Annotated in this window: 18 protein-coding genes; 5 read left to right on the forward strand and 13 right to left on the reverse strand. The window is 65.7% G+C overall.

Annotated features, from left to right (window positions below):
* Positions 1 to 124 precede the first annotated feature (124 nt).
* Genes dsbG through dsbD form a run of 3 tightly spaced genes read right to left on the reverse strand, consistent with a single transcriptional unit; the run spans position 125 to position 3,498 of the window.
* Complete coding sequence (gene dsbG / locus KI243_RS09740; RefSeq protein WP_017125727.1) at positions 125 to 904, reverse strand: thiol:disulfide interchange protein DsbG; 780 nt, start codon at positions 902 to 904, stop codon at positions 125 to 127.
* On the reverse strand, positions 880 to 1,749 hold the full coding sequence (locus KI243_RS09745; protein WP_017125728.1) for a TlpA disulfide reductase family protein: 870 nt from the start codon (positions 1,747 to 1,749) through the stop codon (positions 880 to 882). Before KI243_RS09745 ends, dsbG begins: the two co-directional genes overlap by 25 nt.
* The gene (gene dsbD, locus KI243_RS09750; RefSeq protein ID WP_017125729.1) at positions 1,750 to 3,498 is read right to left on the reverse strand and encodes a protein-disulfide reductase DsbD; all 1,749 of its coding nucleotides are present in this window, start codon (positions 3,496 to 3,498) and stop codon (positions 1,750 to 1,752) included.
* Positions 3,499 to 3,724: 226 nt separating this feature from the next.
* Here dsbD and KI243_RS09755 point away from each other — a divergent pair, with 226 nt between their 5' ends.
* The 4 genes from KI243_RS09755 (at position 3,725) to KI243_RS09770 (ending at position 7,639) form a co-directional block, all read left to right on the forward strand.
* A complete protein-coding gene (locus tag KI243_RS09755) occupies positions 3,725 to 4,399 on the forward strand; it encodes a response regulator (protein ID WP_017125730.1) in 675 nt (224 codons plus the stop codon).
* 2 nt (positions 4,400 to 4,401) lie between these two features.
* The gene (locus KI243_RS09760; protein WP_177084937.1) at positions 4,402 to 5,727 is read left to right on the forward strand and encodes an ATP-binding protein; all 1,326 of its coding nucleotides are present in this window, start codon (positions 4,402 to 4,404) and stop codon (positions 5,725 to 5,727) included.
* A 190-nt stretch (positions 5,728 to 5,917) separates the two neighbouring features.
* The gene (locus tag KI243_RS09765) at positions 5,918 to 7,330 is read left to right on the forward strand and encodes an aspartate aminotransferase family protein (protein ID WP_177109328.1); all 1,413 of its coding nucleotides are present in this window, start codon (positions 5,918 to 5,920) and stop codon (positions 7,328 to 7,330) included.
* A gap of 84 nt (positions 7,331 to 7,414) precedes the next feature.
* Positions 7,415 to 7,639, forward strand: a complete 225-nt coding sequence (locus KI243_RS09770) for an MbtH family protein (RefSeq protein ID WP_017125732.1) — start codon at positions 7,415 to 7,417, stop codon at positions 7,637 to 7,639.
* Between the two features lie 41 nt (positions 7,640 to 7,680).
* On the opposite strand, the gene KI243_RS09775 is transcribed toward KI243_RS09770, so the two are convergent.
* The 10 genes from KI243_RS09775 to KI243_RS09820 form a co-directional block, all read right to left on the reverse strand.
* On the reverse strand, positions 7,681 to 10,512 hold the full coding sequence (locus KI243_RS09775; RefSeq protein WP_244861830.1) for a membrane-targeted effector domain-containing toxin: 2,832 nt from the start codon (positions 10,510 to 10,512) through the stop codon (positions 7,681 to 7,683).
* Positions 10,513 to 10,530: 18 nt separating this feature from the next.
* Entirely contained in the window at positions 10,531 to 14,007 is a 3,477-nt protein-coding gene (locus tag KI243_RS09780) for a calcium-binding protein (RefSeq protein ID WP_212810737.1), read from the reverse strand.
* Positions 14,008 to 14,141: 134 nt separating this feature from the next.
* A complete protein-coding gene (locus tag KI243_RS09785; protein ID WP_212810738.1) occupies positions 14,142 to 15,086 on the reverse strand; it encodes a zinc ABC transporter substrate-binding protein in 945 nt (314 codons plus the stop codon).
* A complete protein-coding gene (locus tag KI243_RS09790) occupies positions 15,087 to 15,986 on the reverse strand; it encodes a metal ABC transporter permease (protein WP_017125736.1) in 900 nt (299 codons plus the stop codon).
* Positions 15,983 to 16,753, reverse strand: a complete 771-nt coding sequence (locus tag KI243_RS09795; protein ID WP_177109352.1) for a metal ABC transporter ATP-binding protein — start codon at positions 16,751 to 16,753, stop codon at positions 15,983 to 15,985. Before KI243_RS09795 ends, KI243_RS09790 begins: the two co-directional genes overlap by 4 nt.
* Positions 16,750 to 17,679, reverse strand: coding sequence for a metal ABC transporter substrate-binding protein (locus KI243_RS09800; protein ID WP_212810739.1), 930 nt, complete (start codon positions 17,677 to 17,679; stop codon positions 16,750 to 16,752). Before KI243_RS09800 ends, KI243_RS09795 begins: the two co-directional genes overlap by 4 nt.
* 35 nt (positions 17,680 to 17,714) lie before the next feature.
* On the reverse strand, positions 17,715 to 18,290 hold the full coding sequence (locus KI243_RS09805) for a DUF6162 family protein (RefSeq protein WP_212810740.1): 576 nt from the start codon (positions 18,288 to 18,290) through the stop codon (positions 17,715 to 17,717).
* On the reverse strand, positions 18,287 to 18,643 hold the full coding sequence (locus KI243_RS09810; protein ID WP_177084927.1) for a hypothetical protein: 357 nt from the start codon (positions 18,641 to 18,643) through the stop codon (positions 18,287 to 18,289). Before KI243_RS09810 ends, KI243_RS09805 begins: the two co-directional genes overlap by 4 nt.
* A complete protein-coding gene (locus KI243_RS09815; protein ID WP_017125741.1) occupies positions 18,640 to 19,179 on the reverse strand; it encodes a hypothetical protein in 540 nt (179 codons plus the stop codon). The genes KI243_RS09810 and KI243_RS09815 overlap by 4 nt, the downstream gene beginning before the upstream one ends.
* Entirely contained in the window at positions 19,176 to 20,384 is a 1,209-nt protein-coding gene (locus KI243_RS09820; protein WP_017125742.1) for a PepSY domain-containing protein, read from the reverse strand. The genes KI243_RS09815 and KI243_RS09820 overlap by 4 nt, the downstream gene beginning before the upstream one ends.
* Before the next feature lie 436 nt (positions 20,385 to 20,820).
* Here KI243_RS09820 and KI243_RS09825 point away from each other — a divergent pair, with 436 nt between their 5' ends.
* The gene (locus tag KI243_RS09825) at positions 20,821 to 21,801 is read left to right on the forward strand and encodes a TauD/TfdA family dioxygenase (protein ID WP_177129747.1); all 981 of its coding nucleotides are present in this window, start codon (positions 20,821 to 20,823) and stop codon (positions 21,799 to 21,801) included.
* Positions 21,802 to 21,809 lie beyond the last annotated feature (8 nt).

The following is a 21,809-nucleotide window of genomic DNA, read 5'->3' on the forward strand; positions in this document are numbered from 1 at the left end:
TGCCTTGCCGACAGTCATGGCGGGACAATGGACAGGCAATGCGTGGGAGAGACCGACCGCGAGGCGGCCTGCTGGCGATCGCTCCCACCTGGGCAGGGGAGCGATCGTCCGGCCCGTGGGATGGTTACTTCGGCCCGAGGATCTTCACCAGCTTGTCCGCCGACGGCGCGCCCTGCTGCTGTTGCAGGTCACCGTTGTCGTCGAGGTAGAAGATCGATGGTGTGGCCGCCAGTTCCAGGTCTTCCATCAGCTTCATGTTGGCATCGAGCCTGGCCTGGATCTCTTTCGGAATCGTCGCCAGCGGCTTGAGCGAACTGCCCTTGCCGGCCTTCTCGTGGTCGTGCAGGGCCTGTTGCGGGTCCTTGGCGGTAAACAGGGCGGCGGCCTTGGCCGCGCTGTCTTCGCGGATGATCCCGACCATGATGTGCCGCAGTTGCACCTTGCCGGAATCGACCCAAGGCCGTGCCTGCTCCCAGAACATGTTGCAGTACGGGCAGTTCGGGTCGCTGAACAGATAGACGATGCGCGGTGCATCCTTCTTGCCGTCCTCGATCCAGTTGCTCTGTTCCATCTGTCCCCAGACCTGCTTGGACATCGGCGCATACACCAGTTTCTGCAACGGTGCCTGGCTCAGGTCCTTGCCGTCGGCGTCGTACAGGTTGCCGGCGATCACATGCTTGCCATCGGGGGTCAGGTACAGGGCCATGCCCCGGTTCTGATACTGGGCGGCATAGCCACGCAGGCCACCGGGGGCGTCGAAGCTGCCGACGATCCTGGCGCCCTTGGCCTCGATGCTCTTGATTGGCGCGGGCAATTCCTCGGCCTGGGACACGGGCACCTGCAGCAGCAACGCGCCGAGGGCGGTGCTCAGGCTCAGGTTCAGCAGGCGGCGGTTGAAGGACATAGCGGTTTCCTTGCTGGGGCCGATGAGGCCGTATTGGAGTGGGGTGGGCCGAAGTTTTCCAGGACCCGGGCCAGGCTGGCCTCGGACAGTTCGCCCAGGTGGCTGCCGAGCAGGCGGCCGTCGGCGCTGTACAACAGGGTGGTGGGCAGGGCCATGGAACCGACGGTGCGGGCCAGTTGGCCGCTGCCGTCGAACAGCACGTTGTTGAGGTTCAGGCCCTGGGTCATGAGGAACGTGGTCACGCTCTGCATGCTTTCGGCCTGGTTGACGAACAGGAAGGTCACGTCCTGGCGTTCATGCTGGGCCTTTTGCAGCACCGGCATTTCCCGCCGGCACGGCGGGCACCAGGTAGCCCAGAGGTTGATCACCAGCGGCCCGCCCTGATAGTCGGTCAGGTGCACGGTCTGCCCTTCGGCGTTGACCAGGGTGATGTCCGGCAGGCGCGAGCCCTGCTCGTAGAGGGTGGTCGACAGGGTCGCCAGCAGCCAGAAGGCCAGTCCGCTGCCGAGGCCGAAGCCCAGCGGCTTGCGCAGCGCCGGACGCCGCCAGCACCAGGCCAGGGCGCCGACCAGCAGGGCCAGCAGGCCGGGCCAGAGCAGGAAACCGCCATCGCGGATATCGAGGACCTGCAGCGGATCGTTGCGGAAGTAGCTCCAGTAGGCGATCACGAAACCGCCGCGGGCCGCCAGCATCGCCAGCAGGAACAGGCTGAACAGCACCGACTCCGGGTTATCGCCGCCGCGCCTGGCCACCCGCCAGCCGACCAGCGTCGCCAGGGCGAGGGCCAGCAGCAACAGCAGGTGGTTGATCGAGAGGGCGAAAGTACCTAGGGTCAGGGTAAGCATTTAGCGGGCATCCCGTGTGCTGTTCCAGTTTTGCAGGAATCCGGTGGCATCGACTTCACCGGTGATGCGGCCGGCCCGGTGCTCGACGCCATCGGGGGTTATCCACAGCAGGGTCGGTGGACCGGGCACTTCGAAGCGGCCGAGCAGTTCGCGGCTGGCGGCATTGTCGTCGGTCACGTCCAGGCGCACCAGTCGTACATCGCGCAGGGCGCTCATCACCTCGGCCTTGCCGAACACCGTTTTCTCCATGATCTTGCACGACACGCACCAGTCCGCGTAGTAGTCCACCAGTGTCCACTGGCCCTGGGACCTGGCGCTGTCCAGCTCGCGTTGCAGGGCCGCCGGGTCCTTGACCGTGACGAAGGCTGCATGGCTCGCCGCGTTGCCGGCACCCGCCGCGGAGCCGGTGTACACCTGCAACGGGCGCCACGGATCGCTGCCGCCGCCGGCGGCACCGATCACCAGCAGGCCGCCCCAGAGGCCCAGCAGCAGGCCCAGGCAACTGGCCGGCAGCGCCCAGCGCCCGGGTTCGCGGGACAGCCGCCAGGCACAGCAGGCGACGATCAGGGCCAGGGCGCCCCACAGGCCGAGCCACAGCGACTCGTTGACCACCGGGCGAATCATCAGGATCGCGGTGCCGAGGAACAGGAAGCCGAATATCGCCTTGACCCGGTCCATCCAGGCCCCCGGCTTGGGCAGGAAGCGATTGCCCACGGTCACCAGCAGCAACAGTGGCAGGCCCATGCCGATGCCGAGGCTGAACAGGACCAGCCCGCCGAGCAGGACGTTGCCGCTCTGGGCGATATACAGCAGGGCACCGGCCAGCGGCGCGGTCATGCACGGCCCGACCATCAGCCCGGACAGCGCGCCGATGATCCCGGCACCCACCAGGCTGCCGCCGCGCCGGCCCTGGCCGGCACGTTCCAGGCGGTCGCGCAGGGCGCCGGGCAGTTGCAGTTCGAAGACACCGAACATCGGCAGGGCCAGCACCACGAACAACGCGGCGAAACTGCCCAGCAGCCAGGGCTGTTGCAGGAAGGCCTGCAGGTTGCCGCCCAGCAGGGCCGCGACCACGCCCAGCGCGGCATAGACCAGCGCCATGCTGATCACATAGCTGCCCGCCAGGGCGAAGCCGCGCCGTGGGCTGGCACCGCTGCCGACCACCAGGCCGGCGAGGATCGGCAGCATCGGCAGGGTGCAAGGGGTAAAGGCCAGCAGCAGGCCCAGGCCGAAGAACGCCAGCAGGCTCCAGCCCAGCGCATGCTGGCTCAGGCCGCTGGCCAGGGATTGGTCCTGTGCCAGCCCCTGCGCCTGTCCGGCCGCCACCTGGGTGGTTTTTCCGCCCAGGTCGACCACCATGCTCTGCGGTGGATAACACAGCCCGGCATCTGCGCAGCCTTGCCAGCCAACCGTGACCTGGCCGCTGGCGCCGGCCGGCACCAGCAGTTCGAGTTCGCCACGATAGACCGGCTGCTCGCCGAAGAACTCGTCGCTGTGGGACTGCGCCTCAGGCAGGGCAGGCCGCTGGGCCGGATCGAGGCCGTCGAATTTCAGGCGTTTCTGATACAGGTAATAACCGTCAGCGATCTGCCAGTACAGCCGGGTCTGGCCGGAGTCGAGCTTCTCGGAGCTGAAGATGAAGACCTTGCCGGCAGGGGGGAAATCCGGCTTCTTGACCGCGAACGGGTCATTGCCGGCCTGGGCCAGCCCGGCGAGCAGCAGAAAAACCAGGGTGAATAACCAACGCATGAAAAAACCTTAATGCAGGAACCTGTCAGGCAAGACTGCTGGGCAGCGATTAACCGATCATTAACCCATGCCCCGTCGAGTGCCTGCCTGCTGACGCGCTTCCTGGGCAACGTAGGGGCGCGCCGCTCGCCACTGGACCTGCGGTTACCTATCCTTGTTCCGTTGGCGGCATAATCGCGGCTTAATCCATCTGTGTCCCAATGGACACATTTGCACAGGTATTCCCATGCACGTACTGGTTTGCGAAGACGACGAGTTGATTGCCAGCGGCATCGTTGCCGGCCTGACCGCCCAGGGCATGACCGTGGAGCACGTGGCCACGGCATCCGCCGCGCGGGCCATGCTGCGCGCGGCGGAGTTCGACGTGATGGTCCTCGATCTCGGCCTGCCCGACGAAGACGGCCTGAAACTACTCACCCAGTTGCGCAGCAAGGGCCTGGAACTGCCGGTACTGATCCTTACCGCCCGCGACTCGGTGACCGACCGGGTCGACGGCCTGCAGGCCGGTGCCGACGACTACCTGCTCAAGCCGTTCGACCTGCGCGAACTCTTCGCCCGCCTGCAGACGCTGCTGCGCCGGGTGGCCGGACGCAGTGTCAACCTGATCGAGCACGGCCCGTTGAGCTACGACCCGAGCAGCCGCGTCACCACCCTCAACGGTCAGTCGGTGGACCTCTCGCGGCGCGAGCAGGCGCTGTTGCAGGCCCTGCTGCACAACCGTGGCCGGGTGCTTTCCAGCGAGCAGCTGAAAGACAGCGTCTATGGCTTCAGCGACGAGCTGGAAAGCAACGCCCTGAACGTGCATATCCACCATTTGCGCCGCAAGCTGGGCAACGGCATTGTCGAGACCGTCCGCGGCCTGGGTTACCGCCTGGGCCCGGCGGGTGACGGAGAGCTGTAAGCATGATGAGCCTGCGCCTGCGCCTGAGCCTGACCATCGGCTCGGCCTTCATCCTGATCTGGGCCCTGGCCGCGACCTGGATGCTCAGCGACCTGCGCCATCAGATGATGTTCTCCCTCGACCAGCGCCTGGTGGCGTCGGCGCGCATGGTGGCCGGACTGCTGGAGCAGTTGCCGCCGATGTCGGGCCAGGACGGGAGCACGCATTTCAGCTCCGAACAGTTGAATATCAGCGGCGGCATGGCCTGCCAGGTCAGTTCCCTGCGCGGGGAAGTGCTGGCGCGCAGTCACAACAACCCCGAACAGGACCTGGAAGCGCAGAACGTCGGTTTCCATGACCAGATGATCGACGGCGCGCCCTGGCGCACCTTCACCCTGGTCCGCGGCGATATCCATATCACCACCGCCGACCGCCAGGTCGAGCGCGAGGCCTTGAACCTGTCGGTGCTGCTGGCCGCCTCGGTGCCGGTCGGCGTCGCCTTGCTCGGCTGCCTGTGCCTGCTCTGGCTGGGACTCGGCCAGGGCCTGACGCCGCTCAACCGGATGCGCGACGCGCTGATGCGGCGCAGCCCGGATTCCCTCGAACCCTTGCAGGTGCAGCCGCTGCCCCGCGAGTTGCAGCCGTTGCTCGATACCCAGAACCAGTTGCTCCAGCGCATCGGCAAGACCATCGAGCGCGAGCGGCGGCTGACCGGCGACGCGGCCCACGAGTTGCGCAGCCCGCTGACCGCGATCAAGACCCACCTGCAGGTGGCGCGCATGACCGAAGGCGCCGCCCGCGATCAATCCCTGGCCCATGCCGAGGCCGGCGCCGACCGCCTGCACCGGACCCTGGAGCAGTTGCTGTTGCTGGCGCGGGTCGAAGGCAGCCTGTCGTTCGACGATGGCGTGCAGTGCACTGCCGAACAGGTGGCGCGCCTGGCGATCCAGGATTCGGCCACTGGCGACCGCGGGCGGATCGAGCTGCATCTGCCGGAGCATTGCTCGGCCGCGCCGCTGGAAATGCCCTCGACCCTGTCCATCGCCGCCTTGCGCAACCTGCTGGACAACGCCCTGCGCCATACGCCGGGGGATGCACCGGTGGAGCTGAACGTGGAAACCATCGGCAACCGCGTGCGTTTCCAGGTCCGCGATCATGGTCCGGGGATCGCCGAGGATGATCTGCAGCACCTGACGCAACGCTTCTGGCGCAACGGCAAGAGTACCGGCTGTGGCCTGGGGCTGGCGATTGTCCAGGCGATCGTCCAGCGCTGCGGTTGCGTCCTGCATTTCGACAGCCGGCCGGATGGCCTGCGGGTCGAGCTGACCATGCCCTTGCAGGCGGTGTGACGGGCAACTCCCGAAAAATCCCGCCGGCCGGCCCAGGCTGGTGAACCCGATGGAAAAACTTCTCATCCAACTGCCCGACGGGTCTAAATCCCCGACACGCTGGTGCGTTTCCTGAACACGAAGTCTGCACGCGTGCGCGTGCGGCAACAGGGTTTTGGTCAATATCATCAGAGTATTGAGGGATCGAGAGATGTCAGTCGCTACCAGCCTTATCGAAAAGCCGCCGGTCCGCCCCAGCCAGTCAGCGGTTGAAACGCTCTATGAGTTCGAGGAGTCGCCGCTGCTGGCCCGGCAGAGTCGCCAGGAGTCCAACGCTCGCAGTTACCCCCGGCGTATCCCGCTGGCACTGAAGCGGGCCAAGGGGCTGTATGTCGAAGACGTCGAGGGACGACGCTTCATCGACTGCCTGGCCGGCGCCGGCACCCTGGCGCTGGGGCACAACCACCCGGTGGTGATCGAGGCGATCCAGCAGGTGCTGGCCGACGAACTACCCCTGCACACCCTCGACCTGACCACGCCGGTCAAGGACCAGTTCGTCCAGGACCTGTTCGGCCTGTTGCCCGAGGCCCTGGCCAAGGAAGCGAAGATCCAGTTCTGCGGCCCGACCGGCACCGATGCGGTGGAAGCGGCCCTCAAGCTGGTGCGTACCGCCACCGGCCGCAGCACCGTCCTGTCGTTCCAGGGCGCCTATCACGGCATGAGCCAGGGCGCGTTGAGCCTGATGGGCAGCCTGGGGCCGAAAAAGCCGCTGGGTGCCCTGTTGGGCAATGGCGTGCAGTTCCTGCCTTATCCCTACGATTACCGCTGCCCGTTCGGTCTCGGCGGCGCGCAGGGGGTGAAGGTCAACCTGCACTACCTGGAAAACCTGCTGAACGATCCCGAGGGCGGCGTGCAACTGCCGGCGGCGATCATCGTCGAGGCGGTGCAGGGCGAGGGCGGCATGATCCCGGCGGATCTGGACTGGCTGCGCGGCCTGCGACGGATCACCGAAAAGGCCGGCGTGGCGCTGATCGTCGACGAGATCCAGAGCGGTTTCGGGCGTACCGGCAAGATGTTCGCCTTTGAACACGCCGGCATCATCCCGGACGTGGTGGTGATGTCCAAGGCCATTGGTGGCAGCCTGCCGCTGGCGGTCATGGTCTATCGCGACTGGCTCGACACCTGGGCCCCGGGCGCTCATGCCGGGACCTTCCGTGGCAATCAGATGGCCATGGCGGCCGGTTCCGCGGTGATGCGTTATCTCAAGGAGCACGATCTGCCGGCCCACGCGGCGGCCATGGGCGAGCGCCTCGGCGAGCACCTGCGCCTGTTGCAGCGCGACTTCCCGCAACTGGGGGATATTCGCGGGCGTGGCCTGATGATGGGCGTCGAACTGGTCGACCCGAGCGGCACCCTGGATGCCCAGGGGCATCCGCCGGCCTTTCCACGTCTTGCTCCGCTGATCCAGCGCGAATGCCTCAAGCGCGGGCTGATCCTCGAACTGGGCGGGCGTCACGGCGGCGTGGTGCGGTTCCTGCCGCCGCTGGTGATCACCGCGGCCCAGGTCGACGAAGTGGCGCGGATTTTTGGCAACGCCCTGGCGGCGGCGGTCGCCGCGGTCTAATTTTCCGGCGGCTCCGCACGTTTTCATCTACACGGGGGCTGCGCGATGGGCGCAGCCTCACCCCCACTCTCACGGAGAACAGCAATGACTTCAGTATTTGACCGCGACGACATCCTCTTTCAGGTAGTGGTCAACCACGAGGAGCAATATTCCATCTGGCCGGACTACAAGGCCATCCCCAACGGCTGGCGCACCGTGGGCAAGAGCGGCTTCAAGAAAGAGTGCCTGGAATACATCGAGGAGGTCTGGACCGACATGCGTCCACTGAGCCTGCGCCAGAAGATGGACGCCCAGGCCCTGGCCGGCTGAGCGATGGCCCCCGTTGCAGACGGCTGAACGGGGGCCGGGTCTCAACGATCGGCGGGGGCGATATAGCGCGTCATGCCCTTATCCCGGATCAAATGACGGCCAATTTCGTCCAGGCTGTCAAACAGGTTGGTTTCGTCGTAGCCCCAGCGTGCATGGCTGATGTACAGCTTGCCGGCCGGGTTGCGTCTGACGGGCGTCACGCTCAATGCACGATTCCTTGAGCGATGGACGAGCACGGTGCCGTTCGCGGTTTCGTCGAAGAGAAACATGCCTGGCCGATGGAGCTGCGGATGGGTGTCGAGCCTCGGCACCGCGGGAATGACGCCAGGGATTTCGGCGACCTGGACATAGCCCTCGCTCCTGAGCCCCCAGACCAGATCCGCGAGGCTGTCGTAGGGCAGGCTCTGGAGCCGGATGGCGCCTGGTGGCATCAGGTATTTGCCATCCTTTACTTCGATGACCTTCTCGAAATAGGCATCCCCACCGATCTGATAACTTTTCTGCACCAGGATGAAATTGGCGCCCTGTTTTTCAATCAGGAAGTCTCGTCCACTCCCTTCTCGCCAACCCAGACAACTGCGGGGGGTCTGCACTGCCCGTGCCGGGGGGGCGGCATCACTGGCGAGTTCCAGCACCAGGTCCGAACGCAGGTAGACGTGGCGATCATGCACACTCACTATCTCGCCGTGATCGGCTTTTACCTGCGCGGTGGCCCCTGGTCCCATGGCGACAATCCGCAGGCCCGGTGCGCCTTGCAGTTGCGCCAGGCCCGGTACTCCCCTGACGTTGCTGGCATAGAGATTCAGCACCAGGGCCAGCCATTTGTGATCACCCTGCTGCTGTTGATCGTCGTCGATAATCTTGTGGGCAATGTAGTTGAAGCTGGGCGCGTCGTATGGCGCCAGTCTTTTCCTGTAGCTGGTCGCCGTGTCGAGCGCCTGGACCTTGATACCATGCTCACGGGCACTGATCAGCAGGCGCCGCAGTGTGTAGCCGTTGTCGCCAGGCGCCCAGAGCGGGTCCTCGGACAAAAGGGCATTTTCCAGCTCCCGGGGCAGGGTGCCCGTTGTATGAAAGCTGTCGATAAAAGGCTGATCGAGGTCCGTCAGCAGACTCTGCACGTAGAGTTTTTCCACCTGCAGTGCCGCCAGGGTTTGCATGTTGTCGATCAGGAACTTCCTCGCGGTGGTCGCCCCCCGTTCAGCGCCCAGTACCAGCCCGGTGTTGTTTTCATAGAGCCTTTCCAGGATCCGCGACGACGGGCTGTCAGCCGGTAGCTGGGGAATCTCCGGTCGGCCGCGGCGATTGCCGCTGTACCACTGGAAAAAATCGGCGCTGGCCTCTTCCAGGTGTTGCGCGCGGCGCAGAAAGTCACTGATACCTTCCTCGTTTCCAGCCCGTTCGCCGATCCGGACGTGGGTTCTGCGCACGATTTCTTCCGGATTGCGAATCCGCTCCCGCAGTGCTTTGCGGTAGGCCGGGGGTATTTCAAGCGCCTCTCGCCAGGGCAGTTTCACGGACAGCCTCAGGTCAGGCATGACGAGGCGCATCGGATCGTCCGCCTTGAGCCGCGGAACAGGGACCGCCTCTATCGCGGGGCCTTTCACGGTGTCGTTGACCTCCACTGCCGTCACCCCTTGCAGGCGGGCCAGTCCCGGCGTGCCTTGAGGGGAATAACCCTTGGCGTGATGAATGTCCACCAGGGCCAGCCATTTGCCCTGGCGGCCACCGACCTGATCCGCCTGGATGACCTGGCAGGCATGGTAGTTCAGGGCGGTGGCCCGGTTGAGCATTTCAGGCTCGAGTACACGCAGGGAGTCGCTCGCGGCACAATCCAGTGCCTGGACCCGGATACCGTGGACGCGTGCGGTGCTGATCAGGTTGTGGTAGCTGCAGGTGCCCGAGGGCGCATTGCCGTAGTCGCCATCGAGTGTTCGCAGATGATCGTCCAGGGCATTGCTCAGGGTGCCGGATTTGTGGAAGGTATCCAGGTGCACCTGCTCGACATCGGTTCGCAGGCGTTCCAGGTAGAGCGTACGCACGCCCTGTTCAGCCAACGTCGCCATGTGGGTGACCAGGAACAGCTTGCTGCCCGCATCGGTAAGGTTTTCGCCGAGGACCACCCCTTCGCTGTTTCGGTAGAGTGCCTCGATCAGCGCTCGCGGGCCCGCAGCGGCGCCCGGTGCGGACAACGGCGGGCGCTCGGGCACCGGGTGACTCCTGAAGAAACGTCCGGCATCGGCCAGCAGCAGTGCCCGGCAATGTCGCAGCGCCTGGTCGTTGGCGCCGGCCTCGGGACGTCCGCCCGCGGTAGGGCTTGTGCCGGGCAGCGTCGCTGCCAGGTGCCTCACGGACAACTGATACTGGCGCAACAGGCTGGCCGCGCTGTTTTCCTTCCAGATAGCGCTGCCCTCGACCCGGTACAGGGCCGGGCCCGAGGGCCGGTGTTCTTCCCGGGTCTGGGCGCAGTAGGAGCGGACGTTGTCATCGTAGCGGACCATGACGACCCGGCCATCTTCGAGATTGACGAACTGGCGCTGCTGGACCACGCGAACCCCATCGCTGTCGGGGGGCGGCAGGCCCCTGGGCGTGGGCCTCGAGTAAGCACTCAAGGGGCGCCCCCGCACGGGAAGACTGGCAACGGCAGCGCTGATGCTGCTGATGACCACCGGGGCCGCGCCGGGCAACTGCGCGGCGGCAGTCGCCGCCGGTGTGGCGGCGGGCAACTGGCCGGGGGTACCGGACAGTATCGGGCTGCCGCTGCCGGGGAGGCGCGGGCGTGTCGCGGGACTGATCTCGGGATGCCTGATTGCTGGCGTATCGACCTGGCCGGTAACGGGTACGCCAGGACGAATCGGGGTTTTGGGAGACATGCTGGAATCCTTTCGTGGTCAGCGGGGGGTATGGATAAACAGATCGGCGGGGTCGACGAGGGTCGACTCGTCGTTGTCCGTGCGCCACTGCTGCGTCAGGGTGTCGTAGACCAGCGCACCGAAGGCCGCCTGGAGCCGGGCACTGGAAGCCGACGGGGTGACCACCCTCAGTCCCCTGACCCTGACGCGGTGGCTGGCCAGTTCGTTGTCCGCCTGATGCTGTTCGATGCAGCGCTTGATGGCGTCGATATCGGCATGGGCGCGGGCATCCAGCTCATGCAGCAGGAGCTGATCGAAAATCCGGTCGACCTCATAGCGCTCGCCGGACTTCAGGACGATGTAGATCAGGTCCAGGGGTTGCGTGGGATCGTCGTCGGCTGGCAGCAGCAGACGGATATTGCCGATCCACAGCTGCTGGGGGGCGATCTTGATATCGCCGCGGGTCACGATCTGCGTGCTGGCCCGGGTATGGATGTACCAGGTCGAGGCATTGGCGGTTTTTGCCAGGGCAGCCGGCGTCGACAGGCGGATGGTCGCGGCGGCGCACGGGTAGAGTTCATAGGTTGAGCTCATGCCCTCCAGGTGATAGATCGTCGAGTCGCTGCCGGCCTTGAAGTCGACGCGCTGGGCGTGGTCTTTCAACTGCGCGCTGCGGTTTTCCGGCGAGCGGAACAGGTAGTTGCCGGCACGCCGCTGCAATGACCCGCGTCCATCGAGGGTCCTGAGGCCCGGGTGGCGATAGTCGTCGCTGTAGCTGGCGGTCGGCGCGCCGACCTGGTACGAACTGCCGTCGCGCAGTACCAGGACAATCCCGTGCTGCTGTTCGAACCCCGCGCTGTGCAGGGAGGCGCCGACATCCGTCGGTTTGCCCGTACCCGGGGCCAGCCAGTCCTTGAGCGTCAGTTGCGTCTGGTCATGGAAGCGCAGGATCAGGCGGGCATCGCTGTAGTCCAGGTAGTTGAAGGCGCCGATGCGCCTGGCCGCCACCCGGTAGACCGCGCTGACCTGCTCGATCTCCTCGCTGGCGTAGTCCAGGTACAGCGTGGTGGACGGTCGCGTGGCGTCCGCGCCGACCTGGAAATTGGTGTCGAGCGTCTGCCTGGCGAGGAAGTAGCCGCTCGTCGATGTCCCCGGCAGCGGGTAGTCGCCGCCATTGACGGGCTGGGGCGCCGGCGGCAGTTGGCCGAGGCTCAGTACGGTGATCCGCACATCGTGGTCGGCGGTGCCCGGCAGCGTCGCCGGCAGATCGGGTTTGAGCGTGAAGCCTTCGCGGGTGACAAACAGCAGCAGGTCGTTTTGCAGTTGTCGTTCGTCGTCGTTGCGGTAGACCCCGCTGATCGTCAATTGCTGTTCGGGCGGTTGGCCATTGTCGTCGGGCAACGAAGTGACGACCAGCGCGGTACCAACGATGCGCCAGCTCTGGATCCGCTCCATGGGCCAGTCCAGGACGACGGTGCTGGGCTCACGCCCGTCCTCGTCGAGCGTCACGGTCCGGGTTGTCGCGGCGATCCGGTAGTGGTCGTTGCCGGCGCCTCCGGCGACCCTGCTGGCAGTGCCCTTGAGGGTGAAGCGGTCGTCGCCGTCGCCACCGCTCGCCTGGTCATCCAGGCCCAGCAGGGTAATGTGATTGGCCCGGGCGTTGCCGGTCACGCGACTGCTGCCGCCGGCCAGGGTCTCGACATGTTCGATGGCGGCCAGCGAGGCGTAGGCGAGGGGGGCGGCATCCGTGGAATGGCGCCGCAAACCCAGCTTGCCGCTGTCCAGGTCGACCTCGTGGCCGACGAAGGCGAGGTGATGGCGGGGCGGCACCTGCCCTTGCAGCGACAGCGTATCCTGGCCGTCGCCACCGTGCAGCACACCGAGGGCGGGTACGCTGGCGGAGCCGAGGGTCTCCTGGGCCTGGAACAGGAAGGCGTCATCGTGGTCGCCGCCGGTCAGGGTCTTCTGGCCGGTGGAAAAGGCGAAATAGTTGGGTTGGTCGCGCACACCGGTGACCCGGTCGTTGCCGCCGCCCAACTGCCAGAGCACGGCTTTCTTTTCCCCGGGCGTGCCGCTGAACGCGCCCGGCACCTGCTCCAGGCCCGCGGTGGCATCGATGTTATCGTCGCCCTCGCGGACCACCGGTGTGTTGACGGTGGCATGGGGTTGTTCCTCGCCCTCCCAGCGGTGTACCCAGTGCCTGACGGGTTCCAGCTCGACCTGAAAGCTGCCGTTGACCACCCCCGCGAGGGTTTCCTTCATTTCCACATCGAGCAACGCCCGGGCGCGGGTTTCCAGGGCTTTGCCATGCTCGACCCGGGTGCGCTCGACCAGGTAGCGATCCATCACCGAGCGGTCCAGTTCCTGGCCGGTAAAGGCGAACCAGCCCGAGCGCCAACGCTCTGCGACGGTCAGTTCGATGTAGTCGTCGATATCGTCGACCTGGCGCACGGCGCCATAGATCTTCGCGCCGACGATCAGCACCGCGCAGGCCACCAGGCCGATCGGGCCGGCGGCGCTGAAACCCGCCGCGGCGGCCGCGCCGAGTGCGAGGGACAAGGTGGCGCTGGCAATGCTGAACCCGGCCGTGACGTAATGGTCCATGGCCTCCTTGCCGCTGGTCCGGGCGGCATTCTTGAACGCGGTGACCGCACTGTGGATATCGAACGGCAGGGTCAGCACATTGCCCAGCAGGCCGGCACTGCGGCTGATCATCAGGCCGGCGGAGGTGGCGCGAAAGCCCTGGAAGATCCGGCCGCCCTGGCCGAGCAGGGCCTCACCGGTTTTCCTCAAGCCGCGTTCGAGCAGCACAGAGGTCAATTCGGTGGCAATGCTGCCGCCGTTCACCGCGGCCTCCGTGACGTCGCCGCTTTTCAGCGCTTCGCGGATGCCCACCAGGCCGCTGTAGATCCCGTAGGCCTGCATGCCCGCCCCCGAGGTGAGCATGCTGCGGCTCTTGGCGGCGTCGATCCAGCCCGGCAGGCTGAAGGTGACATATTTGTGCGCGAGGATTTGCATGTTCTGCAGGCGCACCAGCAACTGGTTGAGGTGCTTCATCAGGTTGTCGGCCAGCGGTGGGGTGTTTGTCCCGAGCAGGGGCGGGGCCTGCAACGAGCGTCGCGAGGCGATTTCAAAGAGTACGTCGACCGGGCGCTGGTCGACCGCGTCTCCCGTCTCCAGATGCCGTTGCAATTCGGCCGGTTCGAATTGCACGTCATCGACCAGGGACCGGCCACTGTCCTGGAGTTGCCGGTCGCTGCCGTCGAGGTGGCGCCCGCTCAGTCTGGCGCCCATGTCGTAGAGTTCCACACGACTGATGACGAAGGTATCGAGGGTGATCGGTCCCAGGCGGGCGTCCAGTTCGGCGAGACCGGCCCTTCCTCTGGCGGTCGGCGGCGACAGGGTGCCGGGCTTGGCGGGAATCCCCTGTATGACAGGGTCGGCAAGCCTGTCCGAGATGACAATGCCGTCGATGGGCCCGGCGGCCCATTCATGCCGGCTGCGTGTGTTTGCCATGGATAAGTCCTTTTATCGTGAGCTTTGAATAAACGCACGAAGGAGTATCGCCGGCGGTGTCCTTGTCGATGAGGTACTTGTTTATCGCGGCAGGGGGCGACGCTTGTGTCATCCGGCGGGCGATGCCCGCCCCGTTATGGCGCCAGTGTCGCCAGCACCTGGTTGATCGAGTCCTGCAGCCCGGTCAGCGGGTCGCTGCCCTCGGTATCGAGCACCAGCAGCGTGCTGCCGGCCTGGCTGATTGTCGACTTCACCGCCTCCGGCGGCTGGCGGTGATCCAGTACCACCTTCACCTCGGCGTCCTTGAGGGTTTCACCCAGTTTGGCCAGGGCCTCGGGCGTCCATTGCTCGTCACTGCGGGCATCGACCTCGATCAGGTCCAGGTTGAGCCCGCCCACCAGGTAGTTGAAGCGTTCGGAGAGGCTGACCACACTGAGGTTGTCGGCCTTCGCCAGCCGCGTTTCGCTGTCAGCGCTGAGCTTGAGCAGGCGCTGCTTGAGTGTCGCCAGGTTGCTCTCGATCTTTGGTTTGGCCTCGGGGGCCAGGCGTACCAGGTCGGCGGCGATCACGTCGGCCATGCGTCCCAGGTTGTTGCTCGACAGCCAGGGTTGGCTGTTCAGGCCATCCACGCCCTGGCCCGGCTGCACCGCGATGCCTGGCAGGCTACCGTCCACCGGGCGCGCGGCATCGACTTCGACGATGCGCACATTGCTGCGACGGGCCATGGGGTAGAGCGGGTCGTCGGGCCACAACGAGCGCAGGCCGATCACCGCATCGGCGTTGCTCGCCAGCTTTTGCAGGGCCGCGGCGCCACGCCCGCTGAAGTAGGCGCTCTGGCGGCTTCCCGGCAGATTGGCGTCGGCGGCGCGCTGCAGCACCACGCCAGTGTCCTTGAGCAGGATCTCGCCCAGGCCATGGGTGACCGGCAGGCTGGCGAGGATGCGCACCGGCCGGGCGGAAGTGCCGGCCTGCTGGTCCTGTTGGGAGGCGGCGGGCAGCGGTTCCGGGTTGGCACACAGTGTGCTGCTGAACAGGCCGCTCAGCACGAGGGCGAGTGTCAGGGGGCGTAGATTCGGCATTTATCCAATATTCCCTTTGAGGCTGGGCACGGTGCCACGGGCGATCGCGGCCAGGGCGAAGGCGATACCGGCCACCAGGATGATCGCCGCGCCGGACGGCACGGGCAGGTCGAACAGGATCGGCAGGAGGATGCCGCACAGGGTGCTGACGGTGGCGATCGCCACGGAGATCCAGAAGAACCCCTTGAGCGACTGGCTGAGCAGGCGCGCGGCCGCCGCCGGGATCACCAGCAGGGCGCCCACCAGGATCGCGCCGATGACCTTGACCGCGGCCACGGTGATCAGCGTCACCAGCACCACGAACAGGTAGTCGAGGGTCTTTACCGCGACCCCGCGCACCGCCGCCAGTTGCGGGTTGAAGCTGGCGAGCATGATGCGGTTGTACAGCGGCAGGCTCAGGCCCATCACCAGCGAACCGACGATCAGCAGGACCAGCAGGTCGTTGCCGTTGACCGTCAGTACCGAGCCGAACAGTACGTTTTCGAGGATATGCACGTTGATCTTGCCGGCCAGCACCAGCAACAGGCTGGCGCCGAGGGCCAGGGACACCGAGAGGAACACCCCGATCAGCGTGTCGGGGGCCAGTCCGGTGCGGTTGCGCAGGTAGTTGAGCAGCACGCCGAACAGCAGGCAGTAGCCGAACAGGCTGCCATAGGGGCCGGTGTAGGGTTCGCCGAGCAGGATGCCGATGGCTACGCCGGTCAGGGCCGCGTGGCCCACCGCTTCGGAGAAGAAGGCGAAGCGCTTGACCACCACCAGGGTGCCGAGACCGCCCAGTACCGGGCCGATCAGCAGGCCGGCAATCAGTGCGTTGACCACGAAGCCGTAGGCCAGTGCCGCCGGCAGGAAACCGGACGTGGCCCAGCCCTGGATCATCAGGCGAAAAGCTTCATAGGTCATGGCTGGATGCTCTGCGGGGTAGGTGTGTCGACACTGCGCGGATGGGTGGAGAACAGCGTCAGCAGGCGGTCCGGCGTCAGCGCCTCGGCCGGCGAGGCATCGAACAGCACCCGGCGATTGAGGCCGGTGACGCGATCGGCCAGGCGCTTGACCGCTTCCAGGTCGTGCTCGATCCACAACACGGTGATGCCGGCGCGGCGCCAGTCGCCGAGCAGACGCTCGAAGACCTGGATACCGGCCTCGTCCAGGGCCGACATCGGTTCGTCGAGCACCAGCAACTGTGGCGCCGGGATCAGCCCCTGGGCCAGCAGCACCCGTTGCCGTTCACCGCCGGACAGCGCGCCCATGCGGCGCTTGCGCTTGTCCTGCATGCCGACCCGCTCCAGCGCCGCGCCGATGGCCCCGGCGAAATGCCGCGACAGGCCGAGAAACGCCGGGCGCCGCTGGCACATGGCGGCCATGAAGTCGTCGACGGTCATCGGCAGGCCGCGATCGAACTCCAGGGCCTGCGGGACGTAGCCGATGGTGCCGGGCGTGCCCGGCCATTCCAGGCTCAGGCGGCCCTGATGCGGCATCTGCCCGAGCAGGGTCTTGATCAGCGAACTCTTGCCGCCGCCGTTGGGCCCTACCAGCGCATGCACATGGCCGGGGCGGACCTGGAAGGTGACGTTGTCGAGAATGGTGGTGCGACCCAGGGTCAGGTTGACCGCGCTGAAATCGAGGGTAGGTCCGATGGCCTCGCGGGCGATGCTTTCGGCGGCCGTCATGCACCGGCCTCCTGGATCGCCCGGACCACGGTATCGAGGTTGCTGGTCATTTCCTTCTCGTACTTGTCGGCGGTGTAGTCGCCATAGGAAATATGCGACAGCGGGTAGAGCTTGACCCCGGATTCACGCTGGATGGTCTCGACATAGGTGGACGGGAAATCCAGCTCGGAGAAGATCACCTTCACGTCCAGCTCGCGCAGTTGGTCGATGGTCTTCTTCAGTTGGCTCGGGCTCGGCTCGATGCCATGGGCCGGCTCGACCACGGCGGTGACTTCCAGGCCGAACTCGCGCAGCAGGTAGTCATAGGCGGCATGCACCGTGGCGACCCGCAGGTCGGCGTTGGGGGCCTGGGTCAGCTTGGCCAGGGCGTCGGCGCGCAGTTGCCGCAGGCGCTTGCCGTAGGCCCGCGCGTTGGCGGTGTAGGTCTTGGCGTTGTCCGGGTCGAGCTTGCCCAGCTCCCGGGCGATATTGTTGACCTGGGCGATGGAGGCGCTGATGGAGAGGAAGGTGTGCGGGTTGACCACCTTGCCGGCACCCCGGGCGGCGGTTCCGGTGGCGGCCAGCAGCGGCACGTTTTCATTGGCCTCGATCACCGCGATCCGCGGCTTTTCGCTGGCCTCGATCATGCGGTCGGCGAAGTCATCGTGGCCGATGCCGTTGAGCACGATCACGTCCAGGGTGCCGATGCGCTTGATGTCCTCGGCCCGGGGTTCGTAGGCATGGGGGTTGAAGCCGGCAGGGATCAGCGGCACGACATCGGCCTTGTCGCCGACGATATTGGCGACGTAGCTGTAGTAAGGGTGCAGGGTGATGCCGATGCGCAGGCGCTTGGCCGGACCGGCCTGGACCTGGAAGGTCAGCAACAGGGGCGAAAGCAGCAGCGCCAGGAGCAGGCGACGGCGGCCGAACAGAGCTGAAATGGACATGAGGGGACACGTTTCCCTGGTGTGAGTCGAAAGGTTCAGTGCCGATGCTGGCGGGTTACGCCGGCATCGAATTGCGCGACCACCTGCTGCCAGCCGCCGGCGATCAGGGCGTTGTCGCTCAGGTCGGTCGGGGCCGCCAGGGCGCTGCCGCGATTCAGCCAGATGTCCGGCGCGGCATGGCTGTCGCCGCCGACCCGCATCAGGAACGAACCGGCGGTGGCCGTGGCCCGGCTCAGGCCGAAGTAGGCCTGGCCCAGCAACTGCCAGGCGTGGTCGCCGCGACTGACCGAACTGGCGTCCTGGGCAAAGGGCGCGAAGCCTTCCTCGCCGAGCTGTCCGGGGGAGGGCAGGCCCTGCTGGTCCTGCTGCAGCAGGTGGATTTCATCGAGGGTGACCCGCAGGTCGGCGTAGATCCCCTGTTCGCCGGGACTGAGGTCCCTGCGCGCATCCAGTTGATGGGCAGCGACCTGGCTGGCCTGCGGTTTATCGCCATGCAACGCCACCACGGAACCGGCGACCAGCAGCACGACCAGGCAGAACAGCAGGACATAGAGGGTTTCGTGGCCGGCGCCGGCGGGGCGCACGACATGGGTGGTCGATAAGTTGCTCATGGTGCCTCGATATCCGCTTTGTCGACTTCCACGACGTGACCGGGACCGGCGTCGAACAGGACATAGAAATCGCTGCCCGGTTTCTTGAAGGTGAGCGTCGAGTCCGCCCCCAGCTTGCCGGGCAGCAGGACGGTCTCGTCGTAGCCGATCACGTCCAGGGTCACTCCCGGCGCGCCGCTGCCGTCGGAAAAGCCCCCTTTGCACTGGATCTGCTCGGCGTCGATCTGTTTGCATTCGCACATCGGGTTATGGGCCTGGGCGGTCAGGCTCAGGCCGCTGGCCGCCAGCAGCGCGGCGCCGGCCAGCAGGCGTCGGGTGATTGGCGAAGGGAAGGGACGATGCAATGGGCTCATGGGCGGTTACCTTGTTTTTTCAGCCAGGCGATCGTCAGCGGCGAGGCCTGGATCAGGGGAATGGAGGCCTGGTGCACCGAGCCATCCCAGCCTTCCAGGGTGACCCAGAGCTCGGCATCGTCCCTGGTGTTGTCCGGGATCGGCACCACGGCGCCCATGCGATAGGGCGTGCCGAAGAAGATCACGCCGGCGGCGCGCAGGCTGCGCGGTTTGCCGACGCGCAGGTAAGTGGCCTTGACCTGGTCGATACAGTCGGCGCAGAGACTGGCGTTGAAGCTTTTGAAGTAGCCGGCGGGACCGTCACGACGCGGTGCTTCGTCCCACAGTTCGGCCAGTTGCAGGCTCCAGGGACCGACCTGCAGTTCGTTCACATGCTGGCCCAGGCCGGTGTCGCCACGGAACAGCGCCGCATCGGAAAAATACCGGGGCATGAAGCCCAGCGGGATCAGTACCAGCAGGATGTTCAGGTGAAAGCGCCACTTGTGCCAGAGGCGGCCCAGGGTCGAGGTGGCGGGTGCCACGGCAGTCTTGCTCACGGGTTGACCTCCGAAGTCTCGGCGCCCAGGACGGCGCGGGGCCTGGCAGTACCGGGGCGTTCGGCCTTGGCACTGCGCTTGAGGGCGTTGACCGTGGCCAGGGCGGTGCGCTTGCTCCAGATCAACAGGCCGCTGAGGACCATCATGCTCAGCAGCAGGCCGAAGAAGAACCAGATCAGCTTGATCCACAGGCCACCGAAGTCGCCGGTATGCAGCGGCCGCATCGACTCGGTGACGAACTCCAGACCCGTGCGGTCGGAAAGCAGGCGCGACTGCTCGATCTTGCCGGTGTAGGGGTTGAGCTCCAGGGTCTGGTACATCAACGGGTACCAGCTGCGGCCGCCGACTTCGAACGGGCTGTAGGCGTTGCTCGGCAGGCTGATGAAGCTGGCATCGAGTCCGGGTACCTGTTCCCTGGCAATGCGCAGGGCCTCGTCGGCGGCCAGCATCGGCGCCGGCCGGCCGTCAGGCATCAGCGGCGCACTGTCGTGGGAGATGATGGCCGGGATCGGTCGGGTGGCGATGCTGATCTGGTTGTCGGCGAGGATGGCCTGGATCAGGAACCAGGTGCCGGTGATGGAAATCACCGCGATGAACCAGATCGACCAGATGCCGCTCAAGCGGTGGAAATCGCCCCAGAAGATCCGTGCACCATGGCGAAAACGCAGGGTCGGCTTGAAAAAACCTTTCCAGAAGCGCTTGTACACCACCAGGCCGGTCACCAGCGAGGCGAGCATCGGTATGCCCAGCAGCGACACCAGGTACCAGCCCCAGCTATAGCCGTCGGTGAACGGCACCAGCCACCAGCCGTGCAGGGCGCGGGTGAAGTTCTTGAAGTTGAATTGCGGGCTGATGCCCTGGATGACGCCGGTGTACGGGTTGACGTAGACCGTCACCGAGCGCCCGTCCGGATAGCTGATATCGGCCAGCAGGGCGAAATGGCTTTCGTCCGGGCGCTGGATCAATTGCACGATCAGATCGGGCTCGTTTTTCTTGATGGCCGCCAGCACCTGGTCATAGCTCAGCAGCGGGGCGTCATCCGAAGGCTTGCTGGCGCGGATTTCCGGATTGGCCAGCCAGACGATTTCCTGGCTGACCACCGCCAGCGTGCCGGTGACACAGACGATCAGGACAAAAAACCAGATGGGCAGGGCCAGCCAGCTATGGACCAGGAACCAGAGTTTCGAGCGGGACTTCTTGGACATGGAAAGCGGGTTCTCGATTTCGGGGGACGGAGCGAGGCTTGAGAAAGAGCCTCGTTCCCGGAAAAAGCCGGCCGTGGCTTTTGCCTACGCGGACGACTGCATCTAGATGAGACGAATGAGCAGGGGAAAAACGTATAGGGAAATGAAAGTAAATATTTCTGCGCCCGCAAGTCCCGGTCTTGCTCGGTCCCCGGTAGGAGCCGGCTTGCCGGCGATGAGGCCCTCAAGCCTTGCATAGGCTGATCGGACGCCATCGCCGGCAAGCCGGGCTCCCACAAGGTGTGTGCTGTTTTCGAAATCGTTCGGGCATCCGACCGGCGTTGCCCGCTCTGCCTAATTTCCCCGTCCGGCCATCCGTTAACCGAAGCACAGCCAGGTGCACGGCGCATTCGCGCGCCCAGCCCTTGCGATCCGAGATCAAGGGAGAAGAGTCGTCATGAACAACGCATTGAGTTTGGCTATCCGGCCGCTGCTGACCGGTTCGGGCACCTTGCCCATGCTGATCCAGGCGCCTGAGCCGGGGCTCGACCTGAGGGAGGCGTTCGGCGAATGCAAGCCGCTGATCGACGCGCACCTGTACCGTGCCGGCGGCGTTCTGCTGCGCGGTTTCGACGTGGGTGGCGCCGAAGCCTTCCGTGAGTTCGCGGCGGGCTTCGGCCATCCGTTGCTCAATTACGAGTTCGGCTCGACGCCGCGCAGCAACGTGACCAAGGGGGTATACACCTCGACCGAATACCCGGCGCACCAGAGCATTCCGTTGCACAACGAGCAGGCCTATACCCTCGAATGGCCGATGAAGATCTGGTTCTACAGCATGATCGCGGCACAGACCGGCGGCGAAACGCCGATCTGCGACAGTCGGGAAGTCTATCGCCGGGTGCCGGCATCTATCCGCGAGCGGTTCATCAGCAAGGGCCTGATGTACGTGCGCAACTACGGCAACGGCCTGGACGTGGACTGGAGCCAGGTGTTCAACACCGATGACGAGGCGGTGGTCGAAGCCTACTGCCGGGCCCACGCCATCGAGTGCGAATGGAAGGACGACGGTGAATTGCGCACCCGCCAGCGCTGCCAGACGGTGGCTCGCCACCCGGTGACCCAGGAGATGGTCTGGTTCAACCAGGCGCACCTGTTCCATGTGTCCAACCTGCAGCCGGAAGTGCGCGAGACCCTGCTCGATGTGGTGGATGAGGAAGACCTGCCGCGCAATGTCTACTACGGCGACGGCTCGGCCATCGAGGTCGATCTGCTCGACGAGGTCCGGGGTGTGCTCGATGACTGCACCATCAGCTTTCCCTGGCAGGAAAACGACGTGCTGATGCTCGACAACATGCTGGCGGCCCATTCCCGCTCGCCATTCACCGGCAAGCGCAAGGTCGTGGTGGCGATGGCCGAAGGTTACTCGCTTCCACGCTAAATCCCCAG

Source organism: Pseudomonas sp. Ost2 (assembly GCF_018326065.1).
GTDB classification, from domain to species: domain Bacteria; phylum Pseudomonadota; class Gammaproteobacteria; order Pseudomonadales; family Pseudomonadaceae; genus Aquipseudomonas; species Aquipseudomonas gingeri.

Excerpts from the sequence above, each read along its gene's own strand:
- KI243_RS09745 (WP_017125728.1), bottom strand. The coding sequence starts at position 1,749 with ATGCTTACCCTGACCCTAGGTACTTTCGCCCTCTCGATCAACCACCTG.
- KI243_RS09785 (WP_212810738.1), bottom strand. The coding sequence starts at position 15,086 with ATGCCGAATCTACGCCCCCTGACACTCGCCCTCGTGCTGAGCGGCCTG.
- KI243_RS09770 (WP_017125732.1), top strand. The coding sequence starts at position 7,415 with ATGACTTCAGTATTTGACCGCGACGACATCCTCTTTCAGGTAGTGGTC.
- KI243_RS09790 (WP_017125736.1), bottom strand. The coding sequence starts at position 15,986 with ATGACCTATGAAGCTTTTCGCCTGATGATCCAGGGCTGGGCCACGTCC.
- KI243_RS09780 (WP_212810737.1), bottom strand. The coding sequence starts at position 14,007 with ATGGCAAACACACGCAGCCGGCATGAATGGGCCGCCGGGCCCATCGAC.
- KI243_RS09765 (WP_177109328.1), top strand. The coding sequence starts at position 5,918 with ATGTCAGTCGCTACCAGCCTTATCGAAAAGCCGCCGGTCCGCCCCAGC.
- KI243_RS09775 (WP_244861830.1), bottom strand. The coding sequence starts at position 10,512 with ATGTCTCCCAAAACCCCGATTCGTCCTGGCGTACCCGTTACCGGCCAG.
- KI243_RS09755 (WP_017125730.1), top strand. The coding sequence starts at position 3,725 with ATGCACGTACTGGTTTGCGAAGACGACGAGTTGATTGCCAGCGGCATC.
- KI243_RS09795 (WP_177109352.1), bottom strand. The coding sequence starts at position 16,753 with ATGACGGCCGCCGAAAGCATCGCCCGCGAGGCCATCGGACCTACCCTC.
- KI243_RS09825 (WP_177129747.1), top strand. The coding sequence starts at position 20,821 with ATGAACAACGCATTGAGTTTGGCTATCCGGCCGCTGCTGACCGGTTCG.
- KI243_RS09800 (WP_212810739.1), bottom strand. The coding sequence starts at position 17,679 with ATGTCCATTTCAGCTCTGTTCGGCCGCCGTCGCCTGCTCCTGGCGCTG.
- KI243_RS09810 (WP_177084927.1), bottom strand. The coding sequence starts at position 18,643 with ATGAGCCCATTGCATCGTCCCTTCCCTTCGCCAATCACCCGACGCCTG.
- KI243_RS09820 (WP_017125742.1), bottom strand. The coding sequence starts at position 20,384 with ATGTCCAAGAAGTCCCGCTCGAAACTCTGGTTCCTGGTCCATAGCTGG.
- KI243_RS09805 (WP_212810740.1), bottom strand. The coding sequence starts at position 18,290 with ATGAGCAACTTATCGACCACCCATGTCGTGCGCCCCGCCGGCGCCGGC.
- dsbG (WP_017125727.1), bottom strand. The coding sequence starts at position 904 with ATGTCCTTCAACCGCCGCCTGCTGAACCTGAGCCTGAGCACCGCCCTC.
- KI243_RS09760 (WP_177084937.1), top strand. The coding sequence starts at position 4,402 with ATGATGAGCCTGCGCCTGCGCCTGAGCCTGACCATCGGCTCGGCCTTC.
- dsbD (WP_017125729.1), bottom strand. The coding sequence starts at position 3,498 with ATGCGTTGGTTATTCACCCTGGTTTTTCTGCTGCTCGCCGGGCTGGCC.